This is a genomic window from Allosaccharopolyspora coralli (genome assembly GCF_009664835.1).
Lineage (GTDB): Bacteria > Actinomycetota > Actinomycetes > Mycobacteriales > Pseudonocardiaceae > Allosaccharopolyspora > Allosaccharopolyspora coralli.
The window spans coordinates 3,226,965-3,253,243 of the sequence record NZ_CP045929.1; the positions used below are offsets into that span (position 1 = coordinate 3,226,965).

General features: G+C 69.4%; 23 protein-coding genes. 9 read left to right on the plus strand and 14 right to left on the minus strand.

The window, feature by feature from the left end; genetic code table 11:
• Positions 1-108: 108 nt before the first annotated feature.
• Positions 109-3,330 (minus strand): BTAD domain-containing putative transcriptional regulator, encoded by a 3,222-nt coding sequence (locus GIY23_RS15115; RefSeq protein ID WP_154077247.1) that lies wholly within the window; start codon positions 3,328-3,330, stop codon positions 109-111.
• 237 nt (positions 3,331-3,567) lie between these two features.
• Here GIY23_RS15115 and GIY23_RS15120 point away from each other — a divergent pair, with 237 nt between their 5' ends.
• Both GIY23_RS15120 and GIY23_RS15125 read left to right on the plus strand, forming a co-directional pair.
• A complete protein-coding gene (locus GIY23_RS15120) occupies positions 3,568-4,146 on the plus strand; it encodes an NADPH-dependent FMN reductase (RefSeq protein ID WP_154077248.1) in 579 nt (192 codons plus the stop codon).
• 38 nt (positions 4,147-4,184) lie between these two features.
• Positions 4,185-5,066, plus strand: a complete 882-nt coding sequence (locus GIY23_RS15125) for an arylamine N-acetyltransferase family protein (RefSeq protein WP_154077249.1) — start codon at positions 4,185-4,187, stop codon at positions 5,064-5,066.
• Between the two features lie 6 nt (positions 5,067-5,072).
• On the opposite strand, the gene GIY23_RS15130 is transcribed toward GIY23_RS15125, so the two are convergent.
• From GIY23_RS15130 to GIY23_RS15140, 3 genes are read right to left on the minus strand one after another with little or no spacing between them, the layout of a single operon-like run.
• Entirely contained in the window at positions 5,073-6,413 is a 1,341-nt protein-coding gene (locus GIY23_RS15130; RefSeq protein WP_154077250.1) for a carboxyl transferase domain-containing protein, read from the minus strand.
• The gene (locus tag GIY23_RS15135) at positions 6,406-7,845 is read right to left on the minus strand and encodes an acyl-CoA synthetase (protein ID WP_154077251.1); all 1,440 of its coding nucleotides are present in this window, start codon (positions 7,843-7,845) and stop codon (positions 6,406-6,408) included. Before GIY23_RS15135 ends, GIY23_RS15130 begins: the two co-directional genes overlap by 8 nt.
• Positions 7,846-7,864: 19 nt before the next feature.
• The gene (locus GIY23_RS15140; RefSeq protein WP_154077252.1) at positions 7,865-9,214 is read right to left on the minus strand and encodes an SLC13 family permease; all 1,350 of its coding nucleotides are present in this window, start codon (positions 9,212-9,214) and stop codon (positions 7,865-7,867) included.
• 228 nt (positions 9,215-9,442) lie between these two features.
• Between GIY23_RS15140 and GIY23_RS15145 the strand changes: the two genes are divergently transcribed.
• Entirely contained in the window at positions 9,443-10,150 is a 708-nt protein-coding gene (locus GIY23_RS15145) for a FadR/GntR family transcriptional regulator (RefSeq protein WP_154077253.1), read from the plus strand.
• Here the strand turns inward: GIY23_RS15145 and GIY23_RS15150 are convergent, their stop codons facing one another.
• The 5 genes from GIY23_RS15150 to GIY23_RS15170 all read right to left on the minus strand — a co-directional run bounded on the left by GIY23_RS15150 (position 10,151) and on the right by GIY23_RS15170 (position 15,630).
• Positions 10,151-10,912, minus strand: a complete 762-nt coding sequence (locus GIY23_RS15150; protein ID WP_187351897.1) for a class I SAM-dependent methyltransferase — start codon at positions 10,910-10,912, stop codon at positions 10,151-10,153.
• Positions 10,913-11,114: 202 nt separating this feature from the next.
• The gene (locus GIY23_RS15155) at positions 11,115-12,044 is read right to left on the minus strand and encodes a sugar kinase (RefSeq protein WP_154077255.1); all 930 of its coding nucleotides are present in this window, start codon (positions 12,042-12,044) and stop codon (positions 11,115-11,117) included.
• On the minus strand, positions 12,034-13,248 hold the full coding sequence (manD, locus tag GIY23_RS15160) for a D-mannonate dehydratase ManD (protein ID WP_154077256.1): 1,215 nt from the start codon (positions 13,246-13,248) through the stop codon (positions 12,034-12,036). The genes GIY23_RS15155 and manD overlap by 11 nt, the downstream gene beginning before the upstream one ends.
• Positions 13,245-14,270 carry an alcohol dehydrogenase catalytic domain-containing protein gene (locus GIY23_RS15165; protein ID WP_154077257.1) on the minus strand — a complete coding sequence of 342 codons (1,026 nt, stop codon included), beginning with the start codon at positions 14,268-14,270 and terminating at the stop codon, positions 13,245-13,247. The genes manD and GIY23_RS15165 overlap by 4 nt, the downstream gene beginning before the upstream one ends.
• 16 nt (positions 14,271-14,286) lie before the next feature.
• Positions 14,287-15,630: a gluconate:H+ symporter gene (locus tag GIY23_RS15170; RefSeq protein ID WP_323845117.1), complete on the minus strand. Its 1,344-nt coding sequence runs from the start codon at positions 15,628-15,630 to the stop codon at positions 14,287-14,289.
• Positions 15,631-15,793: 163 nt separating this feature from the next.
• Here GIY23_RS15170 and GIY23_RS15175 point away from each other — a divergent pair, with 163 nt between their 5' ends.
• Positions 15,794-16,549, plus strand: a complete 756-nt coding sequence (locus tag GIY23_RS15175) for an IclR family transcriptional regulator (protein ID WP_154077259.1) — start codon at positions 15,794-15,796, stop codon at positions 16,547-16,549.
• Between the two features lie 168 nt (positions 16,550-16,717).
• Here the strand turns inward: GIY23_RS15175 and GIY23_RS15180 are convergent, their stop codons facing one another.
• Genes GIY23_RS15180 through GIY23_RS15190 form a run of 3 tightly spaced genes read right to left on the minus strand, consistent with a single transcriptional unit; the run spans position 16,718 to position 19,581 of the window.
• The gene (locus GIY23_RS15180) at positions 16,718-18,121 is read right to left on the minus strand and encodes an NAD(P)(+) transhydrogenase (Re/Si-specific) subunit beta (protein WP_154077260.1); all 1,404 of its coding nucleotides are present in this window, start codon (positions 18,119-18,121) and stop codon (positions 16,718-16,720) included.
• Complete coding sequence (locus GIY23_RS15185; protein WP_154077261.1) at positions 18,121-18,447, minus strand: NAD(P) transhydrogenase subunit alpha; 327 nt, start codon at positions 18,445-18,447, stop codon at positions 18,121-18,123. The genes GIY23_RS15180 and GIY23_RS15185 overlap by 1 nt, the downstream gene beginning before the upstream one ends.
• Positions 18,448-19,581 (minus strand): Re/Si-specific NAD(P)(+) transhydrogenase subunit alpha, encoded by a 1,134-nt coding sequence (locus GIY23_RS15190; RefSeq protein WP_154077262.1) that lies wholly within the window; start codon positions 19,579-19,581, stop codon positions 18,448-18,450.
• A 223-nt stretch (positions 19,582-19,804) separates the two neighbouring features.
• Between GIY23_RS15190 and GIY23_RS15195 the strand changes: the two genes are divergently transcribed.
• The 4 genes from GIY23_RS15195 to GIY23_RS15210 all read left to right on the plus strand — a co-directional run bounded on the left by GIY23_RS15195 (position 19,805) and on the right by GIY23_RS15210 (position 23,457).
• The gene (locus tag GIY23_RS15195) at positions 19,805-20,788 is read left to right on the plus strand and encodes a TIGR03557 family F420-dependent LLM class oxidoreductase (protein ID WP_154077263.1); all 984 of its coding nucleotides are present in this window, start codon (positions 19,805-19,807) and stop codon (positions 20,786-20,788) included.
• Between the two features lie 314 nt (positions 20,789-21,102).
• On the plus strand, positions 21,103-21,615 hold the full coding sequence (locus tag GIY23_RS15200; RefSeq protein ID WP_154077264.1) for a hemerythrin domain-containing protein: 513 nt from the start codon (positions 21,103-21,105) through the stop codon (positions 21,613-21,615).
• Between the two features lie 191 nt (positions 21,616-21,806).
• Complete coding sequence (locus tag GIY23_RS15205; protein WP_154077265.1) at positions 21,807-22,667, plus strand: alpha/beta fold hydrolase; 861 nt, start codon at positions 21,807-21,809, stop codon at positions 22,665-22,667.
• A gap of 55 nt (positions 22,668-22,722) precedes the next feature.
• The gene (locus GIY23_RS15210) at positions 22,723-23,457 is read left to right on the plus strand and encodes a class I SAM-dependent DNA methyltransferase (protein ID WP_154077266.1); all 735 of its coding nucleotides are present in this window, start codon (positions 22,723-22,725) and stop codon (positions 23,455-23,457) included.
• Here GIY23_RS15210 and GIY23_RS15215 read toward each other — a convergent pair.
• Together GIY23_RS15215 and GIY23_RS15220 are read right to left on the minus strand one after the other, a co-directional pair.
• Positions 23,451-24,833, minus strand: a complete 1,383-nt coding sequence (locus GIY23_RS15215) for a pyridoxal phosphate-dependent decarboxylase family protein (protein WP_222850172.1) — start codon at positions 24,831-24,833, stop codon at positions 23,451-23,453. The two genes, GIY23_RS15210 and GIY23_RS15215, sit on opposite strands and share 7 nt — an antisense overlap.
• 252 nt (positions 24,834-25,085) lie before the next feature.
• On the minus strand, positions 25,086-25,613 hold the full coding sequence (locus GIY23_RS15220) for a hypothetical protein (protein ID WP_154077267.1): 528 nt from the start codon (positions 25,611-25,613) through the stop codon (positions 25,086-25,088).
• Between the two features lie 167 nt (positions 25,614-25,780).
• On the opposite strand from GIY23_RS15220, the gene GIY23_RS15225 reads away from it, so the two are divergent.
• Positions 25,781-26,245, plus strand: a complete 465-nt coding sequence (locus GIY23_RS15225) for a DUF6328 family protein (protein ID WP_154077268.1) — start codon at positions 25,781-25,783, stop codon at positions 26,243-26,245.
• Positions 26,246-26,279: the final 34 nt, after the last annotated feature.

Genomic DNA, 26,279 nt, shown 5'->3' on the forward strand with positions numbered 1-26,279 from the left:
ACCGCAGCCCTCGAATCACCGAGAACTCCGCAGTAGATGTTGCTCGCTCGTTCCGTAGCGGAACCTCAGCGCCCTCGGCATTGCGGGGTCGGTTTCTCGAGTAGCCACTTACCGAGGTCGATCCCGTCCGTTCCGGTCGGTGCTCGGTGGTGGGAGCTCACGCGACGCGCCCTCGTCGAACGCGGCGTCGAACGCCGCGTCGCCGATTTCCCCACGGATGCGGGCAGAAATGCGGTCCACGTCGTGCCGCTCCGCCTGCGGGAGCGGAGCGCCGGACGAGCGGCGTGCCGCGTCGGCGGCTCCGAGCAGCCCGGCGGCGTCCCGGCCATACCCGGCCAGCGACCACGCTCCGGCGAGTCCTTCGAGACCGATCGCCACCGCGCGGGGACCGCCCGTGGTGAGGGCGTGGTCGTAGCCGTGCTGATGCAGGGCACGGGCCCTCTCGGCGTCGCCGCGCATCTCGGCGATGAACCCCAGCTCGGCGCTGAGCATCAGCGCGTCGAAATGTTCGCCGTGCTCGTGGTTCCAGTCCCGCCACGCGTGCAGAATCTTCTCGGCGCGATCGAGCTCGCCTTTGCGTCGCGCCACCAGCGCGAGGCCGAACTCGGCGAACTGGTGCGAGCCCCGGTGAGACTGCGCGATCGCGAGCCGCGCCGCTCGCTGGTGGAAGTCGTCCGCCGCGTCGTGCTCGCCCCGCAGCAGAGCGATGCGACCGAGCCGCGCGTAGCGGGTCGAGGCCTCGTTCCACAGGCCGAGTTCTTCGGCGATCCGCAGCCCGGCGGTGTGGAGTTCGGCGGCACGGTCGTAATTCCCGCCGACCTCGGCGAGCGTGCCGAGCGTGTCCAGGGTCTGCAGGCGTCCCCATTGGTCCCCGAGCTCGTCGAACAGATCCGTCGCGCGCTCGGCTTCCCGGGAGGCCGTGCTCAGGTCGTCGCGGAGGAGCGCGCGATGCCCGCGCGTCGCCGACGCCGCCGCCATCCCCCACTGCTCCCCTTCGGCCTGGAACGTCCGGAACGCGCGCTCCACTCGTTCGTCGGCCACGGCCTCACCCTCGCCGCCCCATTGGGTGTAGGCGAGGAACCATTCCGCGTAGGCACGAGCGACACGGTCACCGAGCTCGTCGTAGGCGCGCAGCGCTGCGCTTTCGGTGTCGGGAGGGCCGGACGTTTCACGCGCCCACCTCATCAGACCCGTGTGCCACGTCAGGACAGGAGCGCGCAGCGCGAGCGACGCGTCCGGGTCGACGGCCAGCGCCGAGGCGGTCGACCGCCTGGCCTCGGCGAGCCTGCCCCGCAAGAACCAGTACCACCCCATCGCGTCGACCAGGCGCAGTGCGAGCTCCGCGTCGGCGACGGCTACCGCCCTGTCGAGTGCGGCGCGCAGGTTCACGGACTCCGTGTCGAGCCGGTCCAACCAGTGTCGTTGTTCCCGGCCACGCAACAGCGGTGCCGCGTGCTCCGCGATGCCGAGGTAGTGGACGGCGTGGCGATCCTGAGCGGTTTCCCGCTCCCCCGCCTCCGCCAGACGCTCCGCCGCGTACGCCGCGACCGACTCGAACAGCCGGTACCGGCGCCCGTCGCCGGTGTCGATGCTGGTCACCAGCGACCGGTCGACCAGGCGACCGGCAGTGTCCACGACGTCGGCCGGGGCCAGTTCGTCGAAGCCGCACACCTCTTCGACCGCCCGCAGCGAGGCTCCGCCGACGTGCACCGACAGCCTGCGCAGGAGCGCTTGCTCGGTCGCGGTCAGCAGGTTCCAGCTCCAGTCGATCGTCGCGCGGAGCGTCTGGTGGCGTTCCGGACCCGCCCGCAGCCCGCCCGCGAGCAGCCGGAACCGGTCGTGCAGCCGTTCGGCCAATTCCCGGGTCCCCAGCGAGCGGACTCGCGCGGCGGCCAGTTCCAGCGCCAACGGGATGCCGTCGAGTCTCCGGCAGATCGCGGCGACGTCAGCGCGGTTGGTGTCGTCGAGTGCGAAACCGGGGTCCGCTGTCGCCGCGCGGGCCGCGAACAGCGCGACGGCCGGTGCCGTCGCCCCGTCCGACGCCGACGCGTCCGGCACCGTCAGTGGCGCGACCGTCCACACGGCCTCGCCCGGAATTTCGAGCGGTTGCCTGCTCGTCGCGAGAATCTTCACGCCGGGAGCCGTTTCGAGCACGGGCACGGCCAGCTCCACGACCGGCTCGACGACGTGCTCACAGTTGTCGAGCACCAGCAGCAACTCGCGTCCACGGACCGCGTCGACGAGCCGCGCGGCGGAATCGGGCGCCGCACGCTCGGCGCTGGGGTCGTCGCGAACCTCCAGGACCTCGGCGAGGAACTCGGCCAAGCCTCGTGCCCCGGGTCGATTCGCGTCGCTGGTGAACGTGGCCAGTTCCGCGAGCCACACGCCGTCGGGGAAGTCACCCACGACGCCGTGGGCGGTCTCCAGCGCGAGCCGCGTCTTTCCGACACCACCGACCCCGACCAACGTCACCACCCGATGCTCGGCGAGCAGCTCGCGGACCTGCGTGAGGTCGACCGAACGCCCTACGAGCTCCGTCAGCGGCGCAGGCAGGTTCGTGCGCGGCGCCGCCGGTGGCGGTTGTAGCGCCGGATCGTGGTCGAGGATGGCTCGGTGAAGCTCCACGAGCTCCGGGCCGGGGTCGGTCCCCATCTCGTCGCGGAGCCGGGTGCGCAGGTCGTGGTAGCTGTTCAGGGCGTCGCGTTGCCTGCCGACCCGGTACAGGGCGAGGAGATAGGCAGCGCGCAGACGCTCACGCAACGGGTGCCGGGTCACCGCTTCTTCGAGTTCCCCGGTCAGCAGCCGGTGCTCGGCGAGCTCCAAACGGGCCTCGGCCCAGTCCTCCAGCACCGCCAGCCGTCGCTCCTCCAGCCGCGCGACGGACGGTTGCGCGAAGGGCTCGTCGGCGAAGTCCGCGAACGCGGCTCCCCGCCACAGCGACAGCGCCTCGTCGAGCAGCGCGGCCCGGGCGCGGGGATCGGCCGTGGCCGACGCCCGGTCGGCCACGCGTTCGAAACGGCCGGCGTCGACGGCTTCCGGATCGACCCGCAGCAGGTATCCGGGCGGACGGGACACCAGGAGCTCCCGAGCACCCGGTTCGGCGTCGTCCAGCGCTCGACGCAGCTGCGAGACGCGTGCCTGCAACGCGTTGGCGGGGTTCGCGGGTTGGTGGTCGGCCCACAGGTTGTCGATGAGCCGATCCGAGGACACCACCGTGCCCGCATGGGCGAGTAGCTGCGCCAACAGCCCCCGGACCTTCACCTCGGGCACGCGGACCGGTGTTCCGTCCTCGTTCCAGACCTGCAGCGGCCCGAGCACCCCGAATCTCACGGACTCACGGTAACCGGACCGCGGTCACGGTTGTCCGGAATCAGAGCTTCGACGTGGTCCGAAGCCGGCCCGAAGCGAATCCGAAGTGCCGACCGCGACGGTGGACTCAGAGTGCACGCGGATCGAGGTTGTGGCAGCCACAGTGCGCCGAGGGGCCTTTCACCACGGAACCACCCACACAGATCGATCCGCGAGCCCTCCGAGTCACCCGGACATCCGCTTCGAAGGAGCGTCACCATGTCTCAGGACCGCACCCGGATCGCGATCGTCATCGCGAGCACCCGGACCGGACGCTTCGGCCCCACCGTCGCGAACTGGTTCGCCGATCAGGTACGCCAGCGCGACGACGTCGACGTCGACCTGCTCGACCTGGCCGAGGCGCAGCTGCCCGAGGTGCTGGCCGACGACGGACCGGCACCTCGCGCCGTCCGTGACCTCGCCCCGTGGCTGGCTGCCGCGGACGCGTTCGTCGTGGTCACACCGGAGTACAACCACAGTTTCCCGGCGCCGCTGAAGACCGCTGTCGACTGGTTCTACGACGAGTGGCAGGCCAAGCCGGTCGCGTTCGTCTCCTACGGCGGCATCAGCGGCGGGCTTCGCGCGGTGGAGCAGCTCCGGCTGGTTTTCGCCGAACTGCACGCCATGACGATCCGGGACACCGTCAGTTTCGCCAACTACCCGGACCTGTTCGATGCCGACGGCCGCCCGATCGACGCCGACGGGCCCGAACTCGCCGCGAAAGCCATGCTGGACCAACTGACCTGGTGGTCGGACGCGTTGCGGCGCCACCGGGCGCTGCGGCCGTACCAGGGCTGACGCAACGACGACCCGATCCGACTGCGGAGGTACTTGTCATGTCCACTTCCGACCCGTGGAACACCGCGGCGCTCGACCTCGAGGGCTACCTGACTCGGTTGGGCGTGCCCCGCCGCGCACCGAGCCACAACGCTCTCGATCAACTGCACGAATCCCACGTGCAGACGTTCACCTTCGACAACATCGACGTCCTTCTCGACCAGCATCCCGGCGTCGAGCTGCCCGCCGTCAACGAGAAGTTCGTCGGACGGGGACGCGGTGGCTACTGCTTCGAACACAGTGTCCTGTTCGCGGCAGCCGTGGAGCGGCTCGGGTATCCCGTGCACCGTCGGCTGGGCAGGGTCGGCGACCCCACCCAGGCGCCCCGGGCCCACATGGTCGTCGAGGTCGTCCTCGACGACCAGCGGCTGCTCGCCGATCCGGGCTTCGGCATGAGCATTCCCCGGCCCATCGCCCTCACCCACGGGGCACAGGTGGATCACCGAGGGCGGACCTACCGGATGCAGCGCATTCGGGCCGAAGGTGGAGTGTCCTGGGAGCTGCAACGACAGCGCGGCTCGGAATGGGAACGGATGCACACGACGGACGAACTCGCCGTCCACCCGGTCGACATCACCATGGGCCACCAGTACACCAGCACCCATTCCGCATTCCGTTCCCAACTCATGCTGAGCCTTTTCGACGAGGACGGCACGCACACGACCGTCACGCACAACACCGTCACGGTGCGCCGACCGGAGGGCGAAACCGAGCATCGAGGGCTGGAGGCCGACGAGCTCGATCAGTGGCTCGACCGGCTCCGGGTGCCGCTCACACCGCACGAACGGCACTGGCTGAACAACCGAGCAACGAAGCTACGGTCGGAGGAATCGCCCGCCACACAGACGGACACAGAGCCCGAGTCCACCCTGGCGAGTTGAAACGCGTCAGGGCGTGCCCACGATTCCTCGAACGAAACCGAGCTCGAGCAGGTCCTGCGGGCGCAGTCGCAGGCGATTCGCGATCTCGTCCACTTCGGACGGATCGCGCTTGAGGATCGCCGTCGCGGCCTCCGGTGCGATCACCGCGAAGTATCCGTCCACTGTGATCCACGTCCGTTCCGGTGCGGCGAGCGCGAGCGCGCCGCCGGAACCGCCTTCGCCGACGACCAGCGTCGTGATCGGCACGGTCGCTTCGGCCACGGCGGCGAACAGTCCCGCGATCGCCGGGCCGATCCCGGCTCGTTCGGCCGCTGCGTCGTTGGCCGCGCCGGGGGTGTCGACGAGCGTGAGCACCGGGATGGCGAGCCGTTCGGCGAGCCCGACGAGTCGTGTCGCCGTACGGAAACCGGCCGGGGTGGTCGCGGTCCCCGTCTGCGCGGCGAACGCGATCGCTCGCCCGTCTCGCTCACCGATCCCGCAGAGCATCCCCGGGTCGATGGCACCGGAGCGGTCCCCGGACAACTCGAACCGATTCTGCAGGTACCGGTCGAGGTAGGCGCTCGCGCGCGGGAGATCCGCTGCCCGCGCACGCTGGGTGGCCGCTCCACCGGAGTCCGGGAGTTCCCGGGTTCTCGGTGCTTCGGGAACCTCAGCCGGGGCGGGCTGTGTCGCCAGCGTCAGGCACAGCAGGTGCACCAGCGACGTGAGTACCGTGGGAAGTTCGCTCCGCGGGACCACCCTGTCCACCTGCCCTGCCTCGAACGTGCCTTCCGCGGTGAACGCGAGTCCGGTCTCGCCGGGATCGCGCACCCGGCTGCCACCGAAGGAGATCGTCGCTTCCGGCGAAGCCAGTACGAGGTCGGCGCCCGCTGTCAGAGACGCCCACATGCCGCCTGTCGTGGGGTGACGGGCCACGGCGACGTGCGGAATCCCGTCGCGACGCGCGAGCACGGCCGCGCGGGTGATCTCCTGGAGCTGCCGCAGCGCGCAGATCCCCTCCTGCAACCGGCTCCCGCCGGAGGCGACCAACGACACCACCGGGACTCGCAGCGTGCGGGCGCGCTCGAACGAACCGACGATCCGGGCGCCGGTGTCCGCACCGATCGATCCGCCCAGGAACCCGAACTCGGAGACGATGAGCACCGCGCGGTGCTCGCCGACCGTGCCGACGCCGCAGACGACGGACTCGGACTCCCCGGTCTTTTCCCGTGCCTGTGTCCGGCGTTCGTCGTAACCGGGCCAGCCGAGAGGACCGTCGGTTCCGTCCGAGACCTCGGGAAACCGGAACTCGTCGAATCGCGAGCAGAGCGTGTCGATCAGCTCGCGAGCGCTCCCGGGCTCATCCACGCAGCACCTTCTTCATCACCTTGCCCATGTCGTTGCGGGGAAGTGAGTCCACGAACCGGACCACGCGCGGACGCTTGTGCGGGGTGAGCAGCTTCGCGACGTGGTCGACCAGTTCCTGTTCGCTCGGCTGTATCGTGGACTCCGCCACGACCCACGCCACGATCCGCTCCCCCAGATCCTCGCTCGGTTCGCCGGTGACCGCGACTTCGGCAACGCCCGGATGCTCCAGCAGCGCGTTTTCGATCTCGCCCGCGCCGATCTTGTAACCGCCGCTTTTGATGATGTCGGTGGCCCGGCGCCCGACGATGCGGACGTAGCCGTCCGCGCTGCGGGTGGCGACGTCGCCCGTGCGGAACCAGCCGTTGACGAACGCCTCGTCGGTGGCGTCCGGCCGATTGAGGTAGCCGGTGAACAGGTTCCGGCCACGGACCTGGATCTCGCCCACGGTGTCGTCGTCCCTGACCTCGATCACGTCGCCGTGGTCGTCGACGAGCCGCAACTCGACACCGTCGAACGGACGTCCCACGTAGCCGGGCCTGCGGTCGCCCGAGGCGCGCACGCCGCAGTTCATGATCGTCTCGCTCATGCCGTATCGCTCGACGACCTGCTGACCGGTCAACCGCTCGATCCTCTGGTGTTCGACCGCGGGCAGCGCGGCGGATCCGGACACGAGCAGCCGGGCGTGCCCGAGTGCGCGCGCGATCGCCGGATCGCGTTCGGCGTCGTCGGCGAGACGCCGGTACATTGTCGGCACCCCGAAGAGCATGGTCGCCGGGCCGGCGAGTTCCTCCGCGACGCGCTCGGACGAGAACTTGCCGAGATGGCGCATGGTTCCGCCGAGACGCAGCGGCCCGAGCGTCCCCAAGATCAGCCCGTGCACGTGGAACAGCGGCAGCGCGTGGACCAGGACGTCCTCTCCGGTCCACTCCCATGCATCCGCGACAGCGTCCAGGTTGCTGCCGATCGCACGACGTGGCAGCACCACGCCCTTCGGCGCGCCCGTCGTCCCCGAGGTGTAGACGATCAAGGCAGGCGTCTCGCCGTCGGGCTCGGCAGGGAACTCGCCCGTACCCGGCTCCAGCGAGACTTCGTGCGCCGGAACCTCCGCGAGCGCCTCCGGCAGCGCGAGACCCGGTTCCACCATGACGAGTGCGGGCTCGCTGTCGGCGACGATGTGGCTCAGCTCCCGCTCCCCCGCCTTCGGGTTGATCGGCACGATCGGCACCCCGGCCATCACCGCACCGGCCACCGCCACACACGTCTGCGGACTCGACGTCGCCCAGACCGCGACCCGGTGCGTGCCCGCGACCCGCTCGGCGACCGTGGCCGCCGCACCCGCCAGGTCCCGGTAGCTCAGCGAGCGGTCGTCGAAGCGGATCGCCTCGCGCTCGTCGGGATCACGCAGCTTCGGAAGCAGCGACTGCACGTTCATGCACCGAACCTTCCTGTCCTCACACCACTCCGGGGAGGACGAACACGGCCCACGCCACCGTGGGCCCGACCGCCACCACCGCCGCCCCGTACGCCATGAGCCGGCGGAAGAACACGTCCCGATCGACACCCTTGACGTTGGCCACCACGATCGCGCCGTTCGTCGAGAACGGACTCACGTCGACCACGGTGGCCGCCACCGCCAAAGCCGTGACCATGCCGACCGCCCCGATGCTGCCCTCGTTGAGGAACGGCACCGCCAGCGGAATCAGCGCACCCATCAACGCCGTGGACGAAGCGAACGCGGAGACCACTCCGCCGATGTAGCACAGCAGCAGGGCCGCCAGCAGCGGGAGCCCGACACCGGCGACGGCTCCGCCCGCGTAGTCGATGGTGCCCATCTCCTGCAGGACACCGATGTAGGTCAGCACACCGCAGATGAGCAGGACGGTCGGCCACGCGACCTCCTTGGGAGCGTTCGCGGCGACGCCAGGCGAGATCAGCGTGAGGATCACCGCCACCGTGACTGCCGTCAGCCCCACGTCGAGTCCGAACACCAGGGTGCTCACGACGAGTGAGGCGAGCCCGAGCAGCGTCAGAACGCGGTCCCGGTCGAGCCGCTGCGCGCCGTCGGGTGTGTCGTCGGTGGCAGTGTCGTCGGCGGAAACGGCGTTGTCCGAAGCGGCGTTGTCGGAGCCGCCGCCTGTCGTCGAGCTCGGTGCGCCGACGGTCGCGTGCTCTGCGACGGCGGTACTCGTGCCGCTGCGCATCAGCCGCAGGCCTCCGAAAAGCACGAACACCACGGCCGCGAGCAGGATGTTCACCACGAGACTGCCGAGGAACAACACGATCGGGTCGCCCGGCAAGTCGTTCTCGCTGACGACTCCGTTGACGATCGTGCCGTAGATGCTGATCGGTGAGAAGCTGCCCGCCTGCGTGCCGTGCACGACCATCGCGCCCATCAGCAGCGGGTTGATGCCGTGCCGCGCCGCCAGGCTCAACGCGATGGGGGCGACGATCGCGCACGCGGCAGGACTGACGGCGCCGATCGCGGTGAGCACGGCGCCGACGCCGAACATCACCCACGGGATCACCGCCAACCGGCCTCCGACCAGCCGTACTGCCCAGTGCACCAGCCAATCGGTCGTCCCGTTGGCACGGGCGATGGCGAACAGGTACGTGACACCGACGAGAACGACGAACAGGTCTCCCGGGAATCCGGCGAAGATGTCGTCCTCGGACATCCCGCCTGCCAGGGTGCCGACGAGGAACGCCGCAGCGAACGCCAGCAGTCCCATGTTCACCGACACCGTGGTCGCGACGACGAAACACGCGACCAACGCGAGGATCGAAATCAGCTCAGGCGACACCGTTGCCTCCTCGGCTCGTCGCACCGCCCCCGTGGGACAGTGGCCAACTGGCTGAACCACTTTCGACCACAGCAGGCGCCGAGTCAAGACACAGAGGCGTGAGTCTTTTTGGTGGTTATAGCAACCAAAAAGACTCACGCCTCTGTACGAACGGCACAGTGGATGAGCCGCTTTCGCCGCCGCGGGTAGTCTGACCGGTGCACGATCGCCCCAGTTCACGGAGGTACGGTGTCCGACTCGCTGCGCCCCCTGGCCCGGCCTCGCCTCTACGAGCAGGTCGTCGGCCGGCTCCGTGAACACATCGCGGACTCCGAACTCGACGTCGGCGCCAAGCTCCCCGCCGAACGCGAGCTGGCGGAACGTCTCGGCGTCAGTCGTGCCTCGATCAAACAGGCCATCGTCGTCCTGGAGGTGCAGGGCATCGTCGAGGTACGCCACGGCGGCGGGACCTACCTTCGCCGAAGCACCCGCGAGGTCGAACCCGTCGACGAGCTCGTGGAGCGCAAGCGGCGCCTGCCCGACGTGCTCGACGCGCGCGAGGGCTTGGAGACCAAACTCGCCGAGCTCGCCGCCGAGCGACGCACCGAGGACGACCTCGCCGAGATCGACGCGGCGATCGAGGCGATGCGTGCCGAGATCGACGAGGACGCACTGGGCGCCGACGGCGACCGCCGGTTCCACGAGGCCGTCACCGCCGCCGCGCACAGCACGCTGCTGGGCGAGTTCATGCGCACCATCGCCGACGAGATCGCCGAGAGCAGGCAGGAGTCACTGCGCCAGCCCCGGCGCCCACGCAAGTCGCTCGCCCAGCACGAGCGCATCGCGGAGGCCATTCGATCGGGCAATGCGCGCGGCGCGGCGACCGCGATGCGCCGCCACCTGCAAACCGTGAGCAGGGTCCGGTTGTTGAGCTGGACCCCGGACGACGGTGACTGATCAGCGCGGTGTAGCGACGGTCGTGGCCCACACGTGCGTGAACGTCCCGTCCTCCTGCGGCCGGAGTCCCGTCGGCGCCCCGCCCGCGAGTTCCTGACGGAACCGTTCCCGAATCTGATCCCGAACGTCGGAGGGCGTGTCGGTTCGCGCCATCCAGTCCTCGATCTCGACGGGGTTGTTCCTGGTTTCGGTCGCGCGCACATCGGCACCCGCGTCCCGGACCATCGCGAGCGTCTCGGCGTGGCCGAGCGTGCGGTGATGGCTTGGGTCGCGAAGGCGTTCGAGCCGGTTCGCCTCGGCGGCCACCGCCGGATCGTCGTCGACGATCATGTCGGTGACAGCGACACGCCCGCCGGGTCTGGTCACCCGCACCATCTCGCGCAGTACCCGTTCCGGGTCGTCCACCTGATGCAGGGTCAGGCGGCAGGCGACGAGGTCGAACTGGTCGTCGAGCCACGGCAACGCGGTCGCGTCACCGATCGCGAAGACCACGTTGCCCAACCCGGCGCCGTGAGCGAGGCTTCGGCCTTGCTCCAGCATCTCCGGGGTGATGTCGACAGCGCTGACGTGCGCCACGTGCGGCGCCAGGGCCCGCCCGAGATGCGCGGCACCGGCAGCGACGTCCAGAACCTGCTCGTCCGGATTCGGGCCGAGGAGTTCGACGATCCACTCCAGCCCTCGGACGGCGAAACCCTCGTCGCTGAACGTGGCGGCCTGCAGCCGGAACTGTTCGCGAATCCTGTCTTCGTGCGACGCCGACATGAACCCCATCGTGGCAGGTGATCGTCGGGACGGGAACAGCCTCAGGCACGGATCGAGCTGTCGTCGTCACGTCAGCGGCGGAGCCGCTGAGCGATCACCACGACACAGCACGAGCACGGCGGGTTCTCAGCGCCCTCCTCGCGAGGAAGGCGCTGAGGTTCCGCCACCCGACCCACCAAGCAACACCGTCTGACAGGAGCTCTCAGCCCGGCACGACGGACCGGTCGACGATGGCGCCCGGGTGCTGGATGACCGTGGCCGCCAGCCCCTGGGCCTGTTTCGCCGACTCGACGGGGTCGCCACCGGCCAACCGTGCCGCGAGGTACCCGGCGTTGAACGCGTCCCCGGCAGCCGTGGAGTCCACGACACGCTCCACCTCGACAGCGGGAAGCGTGTGCGACGCCGCCCCCTGCGCGACCGTGCAGCCGGACGCTCCGTTCTTGACCACGATCTCGGAGACACCCAGGCCCGCGAGACGCGCCACCGTCCTTTCCGGACTTTCGTCGCCGAAGAGGGCTTGCTCGTCGGCGAACGTCGGAAGGCCGATGGTCGCCAGTTCCCACGACGTTCGCACGGCGTGCCGCGCGGTGTCGACGTCGGGCCATCCGGTGGACCGGTAGTTGCTGTCGAAGACGATCGCGCCACCGTTCGAACGGAACGCGTCGAGCGCCGTCCACAGTCGGTCCCGCGCCGCCGAATCGAGGATCTGCAAGCTGATGGCCGAGATGTAGACGACGTCGTACCCGCCGAGATCGGGCGCGGCGTCGGCGAAGAGCTCCCGAGCCGGTGCCTGCGAGCGGTAATAGGTGAAACTGCGCTCCCCCGCCGCGTCGGTCCGGACGAGGTACAGACCGGGACTGCGGCCCGGCACTCGCCGGATTCCGTCGGTACCGATGCCTTCCGAAGCGATCGCCGCCAGAACTCTGTCGCTGTAGTAGTCGTCACCCACGGCCGTCATGTAGTCGACCGCGACCCGGTCAGGACTGCTGCATCGGCTCAGGTAGGCGGCCGTGTTGAACGTGTCCCCGGCGCAGCCGAGACGGAGCACGTGCTCGTCGATGTGCGTGAGTTCGATCATGCATTCACCGATCGCCAGGAGGCGCGTCGGCGTGGCGCTGCCCTCACCAGTCATGCATCGCTCCGTCCCGCAGCCGGTTCACCGGCAGGTACTTCGGCGAGTACGGGTACTTCGCCGCCGCTTCCTCGTCGATCTCGATGCCGAGCCCGGGAGCGTCACCGGGATGCATGTAGCCGTCCCGGAACTCGTAGTTGGTGCGGAACACCTCGCTCGCAGGGTCCAGGTGTCCCATGTACTCCTGGATTCCGAAGTTCGGCACCGTCATGTCGAGATGCAACGCGGAAGCGAAGGACACCGGGGAGAGGTCCCCCGCTCCGTGCGAACCGCTGCGGACTCCGTACAGGGACGCGAGGTCGAACACCTTGCGCAGGTGGGTGATTCCTCCCGTGTGGGACACCGACGTGCGGATGTAGTCGATGAGACGCTCGGTGATGAGGTGCTGGCAGTCCCAGATGGTGTTGAACACCTCGCCGACCGCGATCGGCGTGGTGGTGTGCTGCCGGATCGTGCGGAACGCGGTCTGGTCCTCCGCCGGGGTCGGGTCCTCGATCCAGAACATCCGGTACGGCTCAAGCGATTTGCCCAGCTGGGCGGCTTCGAGCGGTGAGAGCCGGTGGTGCACGTCGTGCAGCAGGTGAAAGTCGTAGCCGAACCGTTCGCGCACCGCCGCCATCATGGTGGGCGCGAAGTCGAGATAAGCGGGCGTGTCCCAGACGTTGTCGGTCGGCATCGCGGCGTCGGCGGGCTCGTAGGTCCGGCCCGAGCCCGGATGGTGCAGGCCGTAAGTACTGTCCAGGCCCGGCACCGCCGCCTGAACCCGGATCGCCCGGTATCCGGCGTCACGGTAGCGCTGCACGTCCTCGAGCAGCTCGTCGATGTTTCCTCCGCTGGCGTGGCCGTAGATCATCACGCCGTCGCGCGCCGCCCCGCCGAGCAACTGGTACACCGGCTTGCCGGTCTCCTTGCCGAGGATGTCCCACAGCGCGCAGTCGACGGCGGCGATCGCGGTCATGGTGACCGGGCCGCGCCTCCAGTACGCGCCCCGGTACAGGTACTGCCAGATGTCGTTGATCCGCCCGGCGTCCCGCCCGATCAGCAGCGGGCACACGTGGTCCCGCAGGTACGACACGACGGCCATCTCGCGGCCGTTGAGCGTCGCGTCCCCGAGCCCGGTCACCCCGTCCTCGGTGGTGATCTTCAGTGTGACGTAGTTGCGCCCCGGTGCGGTGACGATGACGTCGGCGGAGCTGATCCTCATGCGTTCTCCCTTGCCATGACGGCGATTTTGAGGTGGCGACGGTCGTCGAGCGCGGTGCGGACGGCCTCGTCGGCGCGGTGCAGCGGGAATCGGGCGGTCAGCAGCCGAGCCAGGTCGACCCGCCCGCGATCGACCAGCGACACGGCCGTGGCGAAGGCGCCCGGCCCGTACCGGAAGCACCCGCGCACGTCGATCTCCCACCGCTGCGCGGTGACGAGCAGCTCGGGCGCCGGGGGTCGCGGTGCGGGCACCCCGACGAGTGCTGCCGTCCCGCCGGGAACCAGACTGTTCACAGTGGAGAGTGCTTCCGGCGATCCCGAGCACTCCAGCAGTTGGGTGAACTCCACGCCAGGATCGCCGTCCCGCAGGTCGACGACTTCGTCGGCACCGGCTCCCGTCGCGGAGGCGAGTCTGTCCGGGGCGACGTCGCCGAGGACGATGCGCGCGGCGCCCGCGGCGCGGGCGGCGGCGACGGCCAGCTGCCCGATCGGTCCGGCACCGGTGATCAGCACTCGCGAACCGCTGGTGATCTCCGCGCGGTGCGCCGCCCAGCACACCACCGCCAGCGGCTCGACGAGCGCGGCCTCGGTCACGTCCATGCCGGGCGGAACCCGGTGCACGAGCTCGCTGTCGGCGACCACGGTGTCGCGGACCGTGCCGTGAGTCGGCGGCGAACCGAAACACCGGCCCGACGGACACAGGTTGTAGCGACCGGAGACACAGGTGGGACACCGCCTGCACGGCCGCGCCGGTTCGACGGCCACGAGGGTTCCGAGCAGTTCGGGATCCGCGTCCGGCGCCACCTCGCTGACCACACCCGCGGTCTCGTGGCCGAGCACCGTCGGCGACCGAAGCACGTTCGGACCGTTGCGGCCGTCGGCGTAGTAGTGCAGGTCGCTGCCGCACAACCCGGTGGCAGCGACGGTGACGCGCACCGCTCCCGCATGCAGCGGCTCCGGCGGGATCTCCTCGATCCGCAGGTCGCGTGCGTCGTGCAGCACCGCGGCGAGTTCGTTCGTCATGTCGTCGACCGCTCCCTCACACCGCGAGACTCAGCAGCAGGACGAACCCGAACCCGCACACCGAGATGATCGTTTCGAGCACGGTCCAGGTCGCCAGCGTCTCCTTCACGGTCAGCCCGAAGGATTCCCGCACGATCCAGAACCCGGTGTCGTTGACGTGCGAGGCGATGATGCTGCCCGCCCCGGTCGCCAACGTCACCAGCGCCAGGTTCGCGTCGCTGCCCTCGATGAGCGGGATCACGAGCCCGGCGGTGGTCAGAGCCGCGACCGTCGCCGAGCCCTGGGCGAGGCGCAGCAGCGCCGCGATCAGCCAGGCGAGCACGAGCGGCGAGATGCTGCTGTTCTCGAACAGCGTCGCGACGTAGTCGCCGACGCCACCGTCGATGAGCACCTGCTTGAGCGAGCCGCTGACGCCGAGCACCAGCAGCAGCATCCCGACCGCCTTGACCGAGGTCTCGGCGGACTGCATCACCCGCGTCATCGGGATCCGGCGCGCGATCCCCATCGTGTAGATCGCCACCAGCACCGAGAGCACCATCACCGTCGTCGGCTCGCCGATCACCTCGACGGCCTGGAAGAAGGTGTTCTCCGGCAGGCCGAGGCCGTCCTGCAACAGCGCCACGATCGACGAGGCGAACATGAGCAGCACCGGGAACAGCGCTGTGAGCGCGCTCGAGGCGAAGCCCGGAGTGTCCTTGATGTCGAACTGCTGGCCCTCTCCGAGCTTGGCCAGGGTGCCGACCTCGGTCTTGGTGAACGCGGACGGCACGTACTTGCGCGCGTAGTAAGTGAACAGCGGCCCGGCGATGACAGCGGTCGGCAGGGCGATGACGAGCCCGTACACCAGGACCATGCCGACGTTGGCGCCGTACTGCTCGGCGATCACCGTCGGGCCGGGGTGCGGCGGCAGGAAGCCGTGCATCACCGACAGTCCCGCGGCCATCGGCAGTCCCAGGTACAGGAAGTTCACCTGCGCCTGCTTGGACATCTGGTAGACGATGGGGACCAGCAGCACGATCCCGACCTCGAAGAACAGCGCGACGCCCAGGATCAGGGACGCGACCACGACGGCCCACTGGACCCACCGTTGCCCGAAGCGGTCCACGAGACTCGTGGAGATGCGCTGGGCGCCGCCCGCGTCGGCGAGCAGCTTGCCGAGTATGGCGCCGAATCCGAAGATCAGTCCGGTGGAGGCGAGCGTGTCACCGAGGCCGTCTTCCACCGCGCCGACGATGTCCGGCAGCGGCATGCCCAGTGCCAGCGCCAGCAGGAACGACACGACCGCGAGGGCGATGAAGACATGGACCTTGAACTTCATGATCAGCAGCAGGAGCACCGCGATCGCTGCTGCGGTCAGCACGAGGGGCAATTCCGACCGTCCTTCGATGAGGTCGTGCGTTCTCGGTGGATGAGGCGTCGCGCGGCTGACCATCTCGCAGCGTTCCGTTAAGTGGAAAGCTGTTTCGTTCTCACGAACGCGAACCTTAAGCTGGTGGCTCAGCGACGTCAAACACGGGGGAACCATGGCCACCGAGCGCGGACCGGAGACCGAGAACGCCACGCTGCGCACGCTGCGGGTGCTGGAGGCAGTCGGCAGACCCGGCGGCCCGCACCCGCTCGGCCACCTCGCCAAGGAGACCGGCCTGGCCAAACCCACCGTCCATCGCCTCCTGCGCACACTCGGCACCGCCGGATACGTCACCGCGGACGGTTCGGGCGCGTACGGTCCGGGGCCGCGTGCGTACGCGCTCTCCGCCGTGTTCACGGCCGACCGCCCGACCGACACCGACGCGATCCTGCAGCAGTTCCAGTCCGAAGTGGACAACACCGTGCACATCGCGCTACGCAGCGGGCGCCGCGCGATCTACGTCCGCAAGATCGACGGCGAAGGCCCGTACCAGATGGCCTCCCGCGTCGGCGGGCAGCTCGACCTGCACTGCACCGCGATCGGCAAAGCCGTCCTTGCCCACTCCGCCGCCGAGGACGTGGAAGCCGTCGTCGCGGCCGGACTTCCCCGGCGCACGGCCGGGACGATCACCGACCCGGCCGCGTTCGCCGACGAACTCGAGCACGTGCGTTCGCGGGGCTACGCCGTCGACGACGAGGAGAACGAGTCGACGATCCGGTGCCTGGCCGCACCGTTGCTGGACCGGTCCGGCCGAGCCATGGGCGGCATCAGCGTCTCCACGATCACGTTCCACGTGCCTCGTGAGCAGCTCCTCGCCCACGCACCACGGCTGGTCGACACCGCCGCACTGCTGGCCCCCGCCTATCGTTGACCGGCGCTCAGCGTCTGAGACGCATCCGGGAACTTGGGTGGGTGGTCCAGTACCCCCAGTTCGCGCCGCGCCGCGTTGGGGCCTCGTGAGTACCACGCACGCGGCGAGAGCCTCCGCCTCGCGAGACGCGAAGCCTACGAGCACCACTGCCAGTTTCCGGACGCCCTCTCACAGTGCCTTGAGTTCCCCGGTGATCTCGTCGATCGAGCTCTTCGCGTCGCCGAAGAGCATCGAGGTCTGCACGGCGGTGAACAACGGGTTGTCGATACCCGCGAACCCGGAACCCATCGATCGTTTGAGGACGATCACCGACCGGGCCTCGTCGACGTCGAGGATGGGCATCCCGTGGATCGGGCTGCTCGGGTCGGTGCGCGCGTCGGGGTTGGTCACGTCGTTGGCGCCGATCACGAGCGCGACGTCGGTGCGGGCGAACTCCCCGTTGATCTCGTCCATTTCCTTGAGTGCGTCGTAGCTGACCTCGGCCTCGGCGAGCAGGACGTTCATGTGACCCGGCATCCGGCCTGCGACCGGGTGGATCGCGTACCGCACGGGAACGCCCCGCCCTTCCAGGAGACGCCCCATGTCGTTGACCGCGTGCTGAGCCTGGGCCACGGCCATGCCGTAGCCCGGGACGACGATCACCTGGTTCGCGTACGCGAGCTGGATGGCCGCGTCGGCGGCCGAGGTCGCCGTCACCGAGCCACCGTGCACCGGCCCGGTCGCCGCACCGCCACCGAAACCGCCCGCGACGATCGCGGGGATCGACCGGTTCATCGCCTTCGCCATGAGGTTGGTGAGGATCGCACCGGACGCGCCGACGATCATGCCCGCCACGATCATCGCGGTGTTGTCCAGAGCCAGACCCGCAGCCGCCGCCGACAATCCGGTCAGGGCGTTGAGCAGGGAGATCACCACCGGCATGTCGGCGCCGCCGATCGGCAGCACCACCATCACCCCCAGGATCGCGGCCACCACGAGCACCCCGACGATCCACCACGCCGACGCGCCGCCGCTGCCGGAACCGACGGCGATCACCACCGAACCGCCCACCGCGCACGCGAGCAGCACCAGGTTCAGCGGTTGCTGGAGTGCGCCGAGGCCGATGGGTCTGCCGGGCAGGATCTCCTGCAACTTCAGGAACGCGACCAGCGAGCCCCAGAACGACACCGAACCGACGATCGTCGCGAACAGCGAACCGGCGACGATGTGCGCGGTCGGCTGCTCGTCCAGCTCGCTGAACCCGGCGGAGTCGAGGAACTCCGCCCACGCGATCAGCGCCACGGTGCCACCACCGACACCGTTGAACATCGCCACCAGTTGCGGCATCGCCGTCATCCGCGTCCGCAACGCGGGCGGCACCCCGAGCACCACGCCGACCAGCAGCCCGCCGATGATCAGCCCCCAGTTCTCGGTGTCCCGGATCGACACGAGTGTCGCGACGACCGCCAGCCCCATTCCGGCCGCCGCGATGTAGTTGCCGCGCACGGCGGTGCGCGGCCCGGTCAACCCCATCAGTCCGTAGATGACCATCCCGAACGCGACGATGTAGAGCACGCTCACCAGTGCGTCCATCAGCGCTCGGCCCCCTCGTCGTCGGTGCTGCGCGCGGGCTTCGACTTGAACATGCCGAGCATCCGGTCGGTGACGACGAAACCACCGACGACGTTCAGCGTCCCGAAGATCAACGCCACCAGCAGGATCGCCTTGATCCCCCACGGAGCCGAGGCGGGCAGCTCACCCAGCACCACCAGCGCGCCGAGCACGACGATGCCGTGGATGGCGTTCGTCCCCGACATCAGCGGCGTGTGCAGGGTGTTGGGCACCTTCGAAATCACCGCGAACCCGACGAACCCGGCCAGCGCCAGGATCGCCAGGTTCGCCAGCAGCTCGGCGTACATCTAGCGCACCTCCCCCGTCGTGGCCGAACCGGAGCGCGTCACGCATGCCGCGGCCACCACCTCGTCGTCGAAGTCGGGCGCCCACCGGCCCTGCTCGTCGAGCATCAGTTCCAGCAGCGCCGCCACGTTGCGCGCGTACAGCTCGCTGGCGTGTTCGGGCATCGTCGCGGGCAGGTTCAGCGGCGAGCTGATCGTCACGTCGTGCCGGACGACGGTCTGCCCCGGTTGCGTGAGCGCGCAGTTGCCTCCGGTCTCGCCCGCCAGGTCGACGACCACCGAGCCCGGCTTCATCCCGCGCACCGCGTCCTCGGTCACCAGCGTCGGCGCGGTCCGGCCGGGCACGAGCGCGGTGGTGATCACGACGTCGAAGGTGCCGATCGCACGTTCCAGCTCCGTCTGTTGCCGGGCACGCTCGTCCTCGGTGAGCTCCCGGGCGTAGCCGCCCTCCCCGACGGCCTCGACCCCGAGGTCGAGCCACCGCGCGCCCACGGATCGCACCTGCTCGGCGACCTCCGGCCGGACGTCGTACCCGGTCGGCCTGCCGCCGAGCCGTTTCGCCGTGGCGAGGGCCTGCAAACCCGCGACACCAGCGCCGAGCACGAGTACCGTCGCCGGCTTCACCGTCCCCGCCGCCGTGGTCAGCATCGGGAAGAACCGGGTGCACTCCCATGCCGCGAGTAGCACTGCCTTGTACCCGGCGACGTTCGCCTGCGACGACAGCGCGTCCATCGACTGCGCGCGGGAGATGCGGGGGATCTCCTCCACCGCGAACGCGGTGACCTCCGCTGTCGACAGCCCCGCGACGGCCTCGGGGTCGCCACGCGGGTTCAGAAAGCCGATCAGCGTCGTTCCGGGGTTCAACGAGGCGACCTCGCGCGCGGTCGGCGGCGCCACCTTCACGACGACGTCCGCGGACCAGGCGTCTCCGATCGAGGCACCGGACGCGGTGTAATGCTCGTCCGGGATGAGTGCCGCGATCCCTGCCCCTGGCTCGACGACCACCCGCACGTGGCGGCCGGTGAGTTTCTCGACGACCGTGGGTACGAGCGCCACCCGCCGTTCCCCGGGCCGCGTCTCACGCACCACCCCCACCGTGCACGGGTACGCACTCCGCACCCGGGCCTGTTCGCTCATCCCGACCTCCCGGCAGGTTCCACCTTCCACGATCCGCGTCTCGTCCCTGCACGCACAACATCACGAAACGGGTCTCGGCGCTTCCCCCGTTCGCGGGTCGACGTTCCCTTTCCCAGCGGCAGCGACCTGCGGGACGAGCACGGTCGGCGTACCGTCGACCCTCGAACGGCGGTTCCACAGTGGACCTCGGACGGGGTCCGCGGGCGCCTGACGGGAGTGGTCCATGGTCCGTTTCGGGTACACCCTGATGACCGAGCAGTCCGGCCCACGGGCTCTCGTCCGCCACGCACCCCTCGCCGAACGCGCGGGCTTCGACTTCCAGGTGATCAGCGACCACTTCTCGCCCTGGCTGAACACGCAGGCCCACGCCCCGTACGCGTGGTCCGTGCTCGGGGCGATCTGCCAGGCCACGGAACGCACCGAGCTCATGACGTACGTGACGGCGCCGATCATGCGTTACCACCCGGCCGTCGTCGCCCAGAAGGCGGCGACCGTGGCCCTGCTCTCGGGCGGACGGTTCACCCTCGGAATCGGAGCGGGCGAGAATCTCAACGAGCACGTCGTGGGACGAGGGTGGCCGGGCGTGAACACCCGGCACGCGATGCTCGGCGAAGCGATCGAGATCATCACCGAACTGTTCGACGGCGACTACCTGTCCTACCGGGGCGAGCACTTCACCGTGGACTCGGCCAAACTCTGGGACGTGCCCGACAGCCCGGTCCCGATCGCGGTCGCCATCTCGGGGGCGCAGTCGGTCGAACAGTTCGCCCCGGTGGCCGACGGGATGATCGCCGTCGAGCCGGACGCCGAGCTGTGCCGGTTGTGGGACAGCACGACCAGCAGCGGCAACCGCAAGATCGGCCAGCTGCCGGTCGCGTGGGGGCTCGACCGGGACGAGGCGGTGCACCGTGCGTGGCAGCAGTTCCGGTGGTTCGCCGGCGGCTGGAAGGTCAACGCGGAGCTGCCCGCGCCGCCGAACTTCCACGCCGCGACGCGGTTCGTGCGGGAGGACGACGTCGCCGACAACATCCCGTGCGGCCCGGACGTCGACGCCGTCGTGTCCTCGGCCAGGGTTTTCTGGGAAGCCGGGTTCACCGACCTCGCGTTCGTCCAGATCGGCGGCGACGACCATCAGGACGGCTTTTTCGAGTTCGCCGAACGCGAGCTGCTTCCCGCGCTGCGGGACGCGGCGCCGCGCAGTCGTTGAGGAATTGCGCGGCTTGAGCGTGTGGGCAGGCAGCTTTCCCGTCGGCCTCCGCAGACCGGCCGCCCGCGGGTTCTCAGCTCGCCGCTCGCGAGCACCGGCGTCGACGTCACGTAGTTCTGGCGTCCAACCATGCGCCCGACGGTCAAACACTGGCGCAATCCGGCCCACAACGTTCTGGCGTCCGATTCGGAGCGACTCTTCAGGCACACTCGGACCGCCGCTCGAGTGTCGCCGGTGGAGTTGCCCGCGTGGGCGGCGACTGCGATCGTCGATCGAACGCGGCAGCCGTCGGAACACAGGAGGAACGTCGAACCATGTCCGCAGATCGAATCGGCTCCCGAGACGTCGTGGAGCTGATTCTCGCCGACCACCGTCGGTTCGAGGATCTCTTCCGCGAGCTGCGCAGCTCCGAAGGCGACCGCAGGCAGGCGCTGGCCGATCTGTCGGCGTTGCTCGTCGCCCACGCCGAGGCCGAGGAAGCCGAGGTGTACCCGGTTCTGCGGCGGAAGGCGCAGGTCGACGACGAGGAGGTCGAACACGGCGCTGAAGAGCACGCCGAGGGCCACCGGGCGCTGCTCGCGCTGTGGGAAGCGGGCGAGCCCGGGACCGAGGACTGGGACGGCAAGCTCGAAGAGCTCAGCGAGTCCATCACGCACCACCTCGACGAGGAAGAACGCACGATTCTCAACGACGCCCGCGACACCGTGGGCGACGCACAACGGGAGGAACTCGGCGACGCCTTCTCCCGTGCTCGGCAGGTGAAACTGGACGCGGACTGCGGCCGCCCGGAGTACGTCCGCTCCCTCGTCGCCTCCGACAACCACTGACCTCTCCGGCGGGAAGCCGAGGCGTCGGGGCTCCAGTGCCCTGCCGGGCTGCGTGAGTCTTTTCAGTGGCTATAGCCACCAAAAAGACTCACGCAGCGACCCCGCGCGCCTCCTTTCAGCACCCCCGATGAGTTCGGCTTACTCGCTGGGTCGATACCGGTGCAGACATCCCACGCACGCCGGAGGCAGCCATGTCCGAGCCCACTACCCACACGCTCGCCGTCCCGGGCGCCACACTGCACTACGACGTCCGGGGCGACCTCGCCGCCGGACCGGTGTTGATGCTGGTCGGGTCGCCGATGGACGCCTCGGGGTTCGGCACGCTCGCGTCGTACTTCACCGACGGCCCCGTCGTGACCTACGACCCTCGCGGAAGCGGGCGCAGCGAGCGCACCGACACCACCACCGAGTGCACCCCGGAGCAGCACGCCGACGATCTGCACCGAGTGCTCGACGCACTCGGCGTCGGTCCGGTCGATCTGTTCGGCAGTAGCGGCGGTGCCGTCAACGGACTCGTCCTCGTCGCCCGGCACCCCGGACAGGTCCGCACGTTCGTGGCCCACGAGCCACCGGTGGCCGCGGTCCTGCCCGATCGCGATCAGGTGATCGCCACGGCCGACGACATCTACGAGACGTACCACCGCAGCGGTTCGGGTCCGGCGATGGCCAAGTTCATCGCGCTCACGAGCCGCACCGGTCCGTTGCCCGTCGACTACGCGGACGAGCCCGCTCCCGACCCTGCCCAGTACGGTTTGCCCACCGAGGACGACGGCGCGCGTGGCGATCCTCTGCTCGGGCAGAACATCCGGACATGCAGCGCGTACCGACACGATTACGACGCGCTCAGCACGGCCTCGACGCGGATCGTCGTTGCAGCCGGGCGGGAGTCCGAAGGCGAGTTGGCGCATCGGGGCGCGGCAGGGGTCGCCGAACGGCTCGGCACCGACCTGGTGCTCTTCCCGGGCCACCACGCCGGCTTCCTCGGCGGTGAGTTCGGGATGCACGGCGACCCGGACGGCTTCGCCCGCGCGCTGCGCGACGCCTTGACGTGACCACGAACGTCGAAATCCGGTGGTGGGCACGGAATCCCGGTGCGACAGTGGGTCCATGCCCGAGGACTATTTCGGTGAAGGGGTCGCGGAACTCTACGACGGATTCGAGCAGGAGATGTTCGATCCCGCTGTCGTCGAGACGACCGTGGAGTTTCTCGCTCCGCTGGCCGACAACGGTGCGCTCGAGCTGGGGGTCGGCACCGGACGTATCGCGCTCCCGCTCAGCGAGCGCGGCGTGCCGGTCCACGGCATCGACCTCTCCTCGGCGATGCTGGCCCGGTTGCGGGCCAAACCGAAAGCCGACCGGATCTCACTGACCGAGGGCGATTTCGCCCACGCGACGGTGCCGCGCACGTTCTCACTCGTCTATCTCGTGTTCAACACGATCATGAACCTGACCTCGCAGGACGAGCAGGTGTCGTGTTTCCGCACGGTCGCGGCGCACCTGGAGCCGGGTGGTCGGTTCGTCGTCGAGGTCGGCGTTCCCGACCTGCAGCGGCTCCCGTTCGGCGAGACCGTCCGGCCGTTCTCGGTGAGCCCGGACCGGTTGGGGTTCGACGAGTACGAACTCGCAACACAGCGACTCGTCTCCCACCACTACCGCACGGTGAACGGTGAGCTGACCGTGCGCTCGATCCCGTTCCGTTTCGTGTGGCCCTCCGAACTGGACTTGATGGCTCGGCTCGCCGGGTTGAGGCTGTGCCAACGATGGGGCGGTTGGAATCGGGAACCGTTCACCGCAGCCAGCGGGAGCCACGTCTCGGTGTGGGAGAAGCCGTCCGCTCAGTGAGCACTGTGGACCGCACGGAGGACGGCGTCGGTCACGACCCGGACGTCCTCGTCGTTCGTGGCGTGATCGGAAACGCTGATGCGCAGCGCGGTGACACCGTTGCGCACGGTCGTGCCCAACCACGTGCTCCCCTCGGCCTGCACCGCAGCGGCGACACCACGAGTGCGGTCGTCGTCGCCGCCGACACGGGCCAGAACCTGATTGAGCACGACGTCGTTGAGGATCTCGACGTCCTCGTCGGCAGCCAGAGTGCGCGCGATCCGACGTGCTTGCGCACACGACGTGTCGACCATGTCGGCCACCCCGGAACGGCCGAGCGACCGCAACGCGGCCCACACCGCGAACGCCCGTGCTCGACGCGAACTCTCCGGCGTCCAGTCGGCCCCGTCCCGGTCTCCCGTCCTGGCGAGATAGGACGCGGACAACGTCATCGCGGCCCGATGCGATTCCGGGTGCGCGCAGAACGCGATCCCGCTGTCATAGGGGACATTGAGCCACTTGTGCGCGTCGGTGGCCCACGAGTCCGCCGCCGCGACGCCGTCGACGAGGTGCCGGGTACTCGCCGACGCCCCGGCCCACAGCCCGAACGCGCCGTCGACGTGCACCCACGCGCCGTAGCGGTGTGCGAGATCGCAGATCACTTGCATCGGGTCGCACGCGCCGGTGTTCACGTTGCCGACCTGCGCGCACACGATCACCGGCTCGGTCGTGCGGGCGGCAAGCGCGTCCGCCAGATGCTCCGTCCGTATCCGCCCGTGCTCGTCGGCCGGGATCTCGACGATGCTGTTGCTGCCGAGTCCGAGGAACCGCAGGGCCCGATCGATCGTCGCGTGCCGTTCGGCGCCCACGAGCACCGACAGCCGTGGTGCGCCGAACAACCCCTCCGCGTCGACGTCCCAGCCGGCGTCGGCGAGCACCCGGTGCCGGGCCGCGGCGAGACCGATGACGTTGGCCGTCTGCGCGCCGGTCGTGAACCCCGCGGACACGGTGTCCGGTAGCCCCAACAGGTCACTCAACCAGCCTCGGCACACCTCTTCGGTGGCCGCCGCGGCAGGAGACAGCGCGAAGTACGCCGCGTTCTGGTCCCACGCGGAGGCGAGCCAGTCCGCGGCGAGCGAGGCGGGCAGCACACCGCCTTCGACGAATCCGAAGTAGCGCCCCGCGTTGGTGCGCACCAGTCCGGGCTCGGCTGCCTGCGCCAGATCCTCGATCACCGCCAGCGGATCACTGCCCTCATGGGGTAGCGGACCGCCGAGGGCGTCCAGCAGTTCCGTCATGCCGATCCGGTGCGCAACGGGCCGTTGCTCATCAGCGGTCACGTACTGTGCGGCGATCTGACCGGTCCGTCCGAGTAGTTCCTGCCAGTCCGTGCCCACCCGGTTCCTCCTCCGTGCCGTGCTCGCGGTCGCCACGGTGGCACACTCGGCGCGGCCGTCACCACAGAAATGACCTCTGCCTCGGGTGACGAGCACGCGCGGGTCGATCTGGGCATCTGGCCGAGAAGACGAGGCCGAGCAATTGCGTAGCGGAACCTCACCTCGCGCCTGGCTGAGCGATCGTCGACGTCAGGTCACACCACCCGACCACCCACTCGCACCCTTCTGTAGCAGCTTCGAGCCGAATCTCGGTCATAGATCCGGCTCGGCCACGAGGTGCTCGGATCGCGCCGGCGAAGACGGCCTCCCGGGGGGGGCAGCCGGGGCGTCGCTGGTCACCGGCATCCGTTGCTCCGGCGGCCGAGCCGAACGTTCATGCGAGGTGAACCGGATATCGGCGGCGACCCCGGCCTGTTCGGCGAGCACGCTGCAGTAGGCGGCGGCGTAGGCGTACCTCACGAGCAACGATTCGGCCTTGCTCGCCGCCTCCTCCGCCGGACGCAGATCGTCGGCGGTCACCCGGATCGGAATCACCACCCCGGATCCGTCCGAGCTCCTGCCGCCGAGACCGTCCACCTCCATCCACGCGGCGACCGGCGAATCCACCGGTTCCACGCGAACGGCGACCTCGCCGCCACGGTCCAGATAACGTGAGGGACAGCGCCGAGCCAACTCCCGCGCAGCCCACCGGCCGGCGGCCGAAGCCGCGCGCACGAGATCAGCCCACTCGTCGCACGGTTGCGGCAGCTCTTGCACCGACCAGGACTCGGTCGTGCCCATCGTCGACCACCACCCACCGGAAAACTGCGTCCTCTCGGCATTCCCGGCGTTCGCAGTGCGCAAACCATGTTGATGAAGCGCGTGTGCACCAGCTGACTCCGTACTCGTCGTGCGCGATGATGTCGTCGGATCCAGGCTGAGATCCGGAAGCCGACCGGGGAGGAGTCGTGACGGGACCGGAGGAAACACATCACACGAAGCTCACCCGCAATCTCAGCGAGCTGCTGCAGGAGCTGCGGGTAGCCCAGGCCGGTGTGCAGATCCTCTTCGCCTTCCTGCTCACCGTGGCGTTCACCGACCGATTCGCCCGAGCCGGCACCTTTGTCCACACGCTCCACATTGTCACGGTGCTGCTGACCTGTACGTCGGCGACGTTGTTGATCGCACCGGCCGCTTGGCACCGGATGTTGTTCCGCAAACGCCGACGGGCGGAGATCATCCGGGCCGCGAACTCCTGCGCCCTCGGTGGGCTGGCTCTGCTCGCCGCTGCGATGACCTCGACCGTCTTGCTCGTCACAGTCGTGGTGATCGGCTTCGGCTGGCTCGCTCCGATCATCGCGACCTGCATCGGTCTGTCGTTCCTGAGCCTGTGGTTCCTGCTCCCCTGGCGTATCGGGTCACGACGATCCTGACCAGGACCGACGCATGCCGCTGCGAGGACGACCA

What these genes read in the sequence shown, in the direction of transcription:
- GIY23_RS15120 (WP_154077248.1), top strand. Translation starts at nt 3,568, where the DNA reads ATGTCTCAGGACCGCACCCGGATCGCGATCGTCATCGCGAGCACCCGG.
- GIY23_RS15125 (WP_154077249.1), top strand. Translation starts at nt 4,185, where the DNA reads ATGTCCACTTCCGACCCGTGGAACACCGCGGCGCTCGACCTCGAGGGC.
- GIY23_RS15135 (WP_154077251.1), bottom strand. Translation starts at nt 7,845, where the DNA reads ATGAACGTGCAGTCGCTGCTTCCGAAGCTGCGTGATCCCGACGAGCGC.
- GIY23_RS15150 (WP_187351897.1), bottom strand. Translation starts at nt 10,912, where the DNA reads ATGTCGGCGTCGCACGAAGACAGGATTCGCGAACAGTTCCGGCTGCAG.
- GIY23_RS15155 (WP_154077255.1), bottom strand. Translation starts at nt 12,044, where the DNA reads ATGACTGGTGAGGGCAGCGCCACGCCGACGCGCCTCCTGGCGATCGGT.
- manD (WP_154077256.1), bottom strand. Translation starts at nt 13,248, where the DNA reads ATGAGGATCAGCTCCGCCGACGTCATCGTCACCGCACCGGGGCGCAAC.
- GIY23_RS15165 (WP_154077257.1), bottom strand. Translation starts at nt 14,270, where the DNA reads ATGACGAACGAACTCGCCGCGGTGCTGCACGACGCACGCGACCTGCGG.
- GIY23_RS15175 (WP_154077259.1), top strand. Translation starts at nt 15,794, where the DNA reads ATGGCCACCGAGCGCGGACCGGAGACCGAGAACGCCACGCTGCGCACG.
- GIY23_RS15180 (WP_154077260.1), bottom strand. Translation starts at nt 18,121, where the DNA reads ATGGACGCACTGGTGAGCGTGCTCTACATCGTCGCGTTCGGGATGGTC.
- GIY23_RS15185 (WP_154077261.1), bottom strand. Translation starts at nt 18,447, where the DNA reads ATGTACGCCGAGCTGCTGGCGAACCTGGCGATCCTGGCGCTGGCCGGG.
- GIY23_RS15190 (WP_154077262.1), bottom strand. Translation starts at nt 19,581, where the DNA reads ATGAGCGAACAGGCCCGGGTGCGGAGTGCGTACCCGTGCACGGTGGGG.
- GIY23_RS15195 (WP_154077263.1), top strand. Translation starts at nt 19,805, where the DNA reads ATGGTCCGTTTCGGGTACACCCTGATGACCGAGCAGTCCGGCCCACGG.
- GIY23_RS15200 (WP_154077264.1), top strand. Translation starts at nt 21,103, where the DNA reads ATGTCCGCAGATCGAATCGGCTCCCGAGACGTCGTGGAGCTGATTCTC.
- GIY23_RS15205 (WP_154077265.1), top strand. Translation starts at nt 21,807, where the DNA reads ATGTCCGAGCCCACTACCCACACGCTCGCCGTCCCGGGCGCCACACTG.
- GIY23_RS15210 (WP_154077266.1), top strand. Translation starts at nt 22,723, where the DNA reads ATGCCCGAGGACTATTTCGGTGAAGGGGTCGCGGAACTCTACGACGGA.
- GIY23_RS15220 (WP_154077267.1), bottom strand. Translation starts at nt 25,613, where the DNA reads ATGGGCACGACCGAGTCCTGGTCGGTGCAAGAGCTGCCGCAACCGTGC.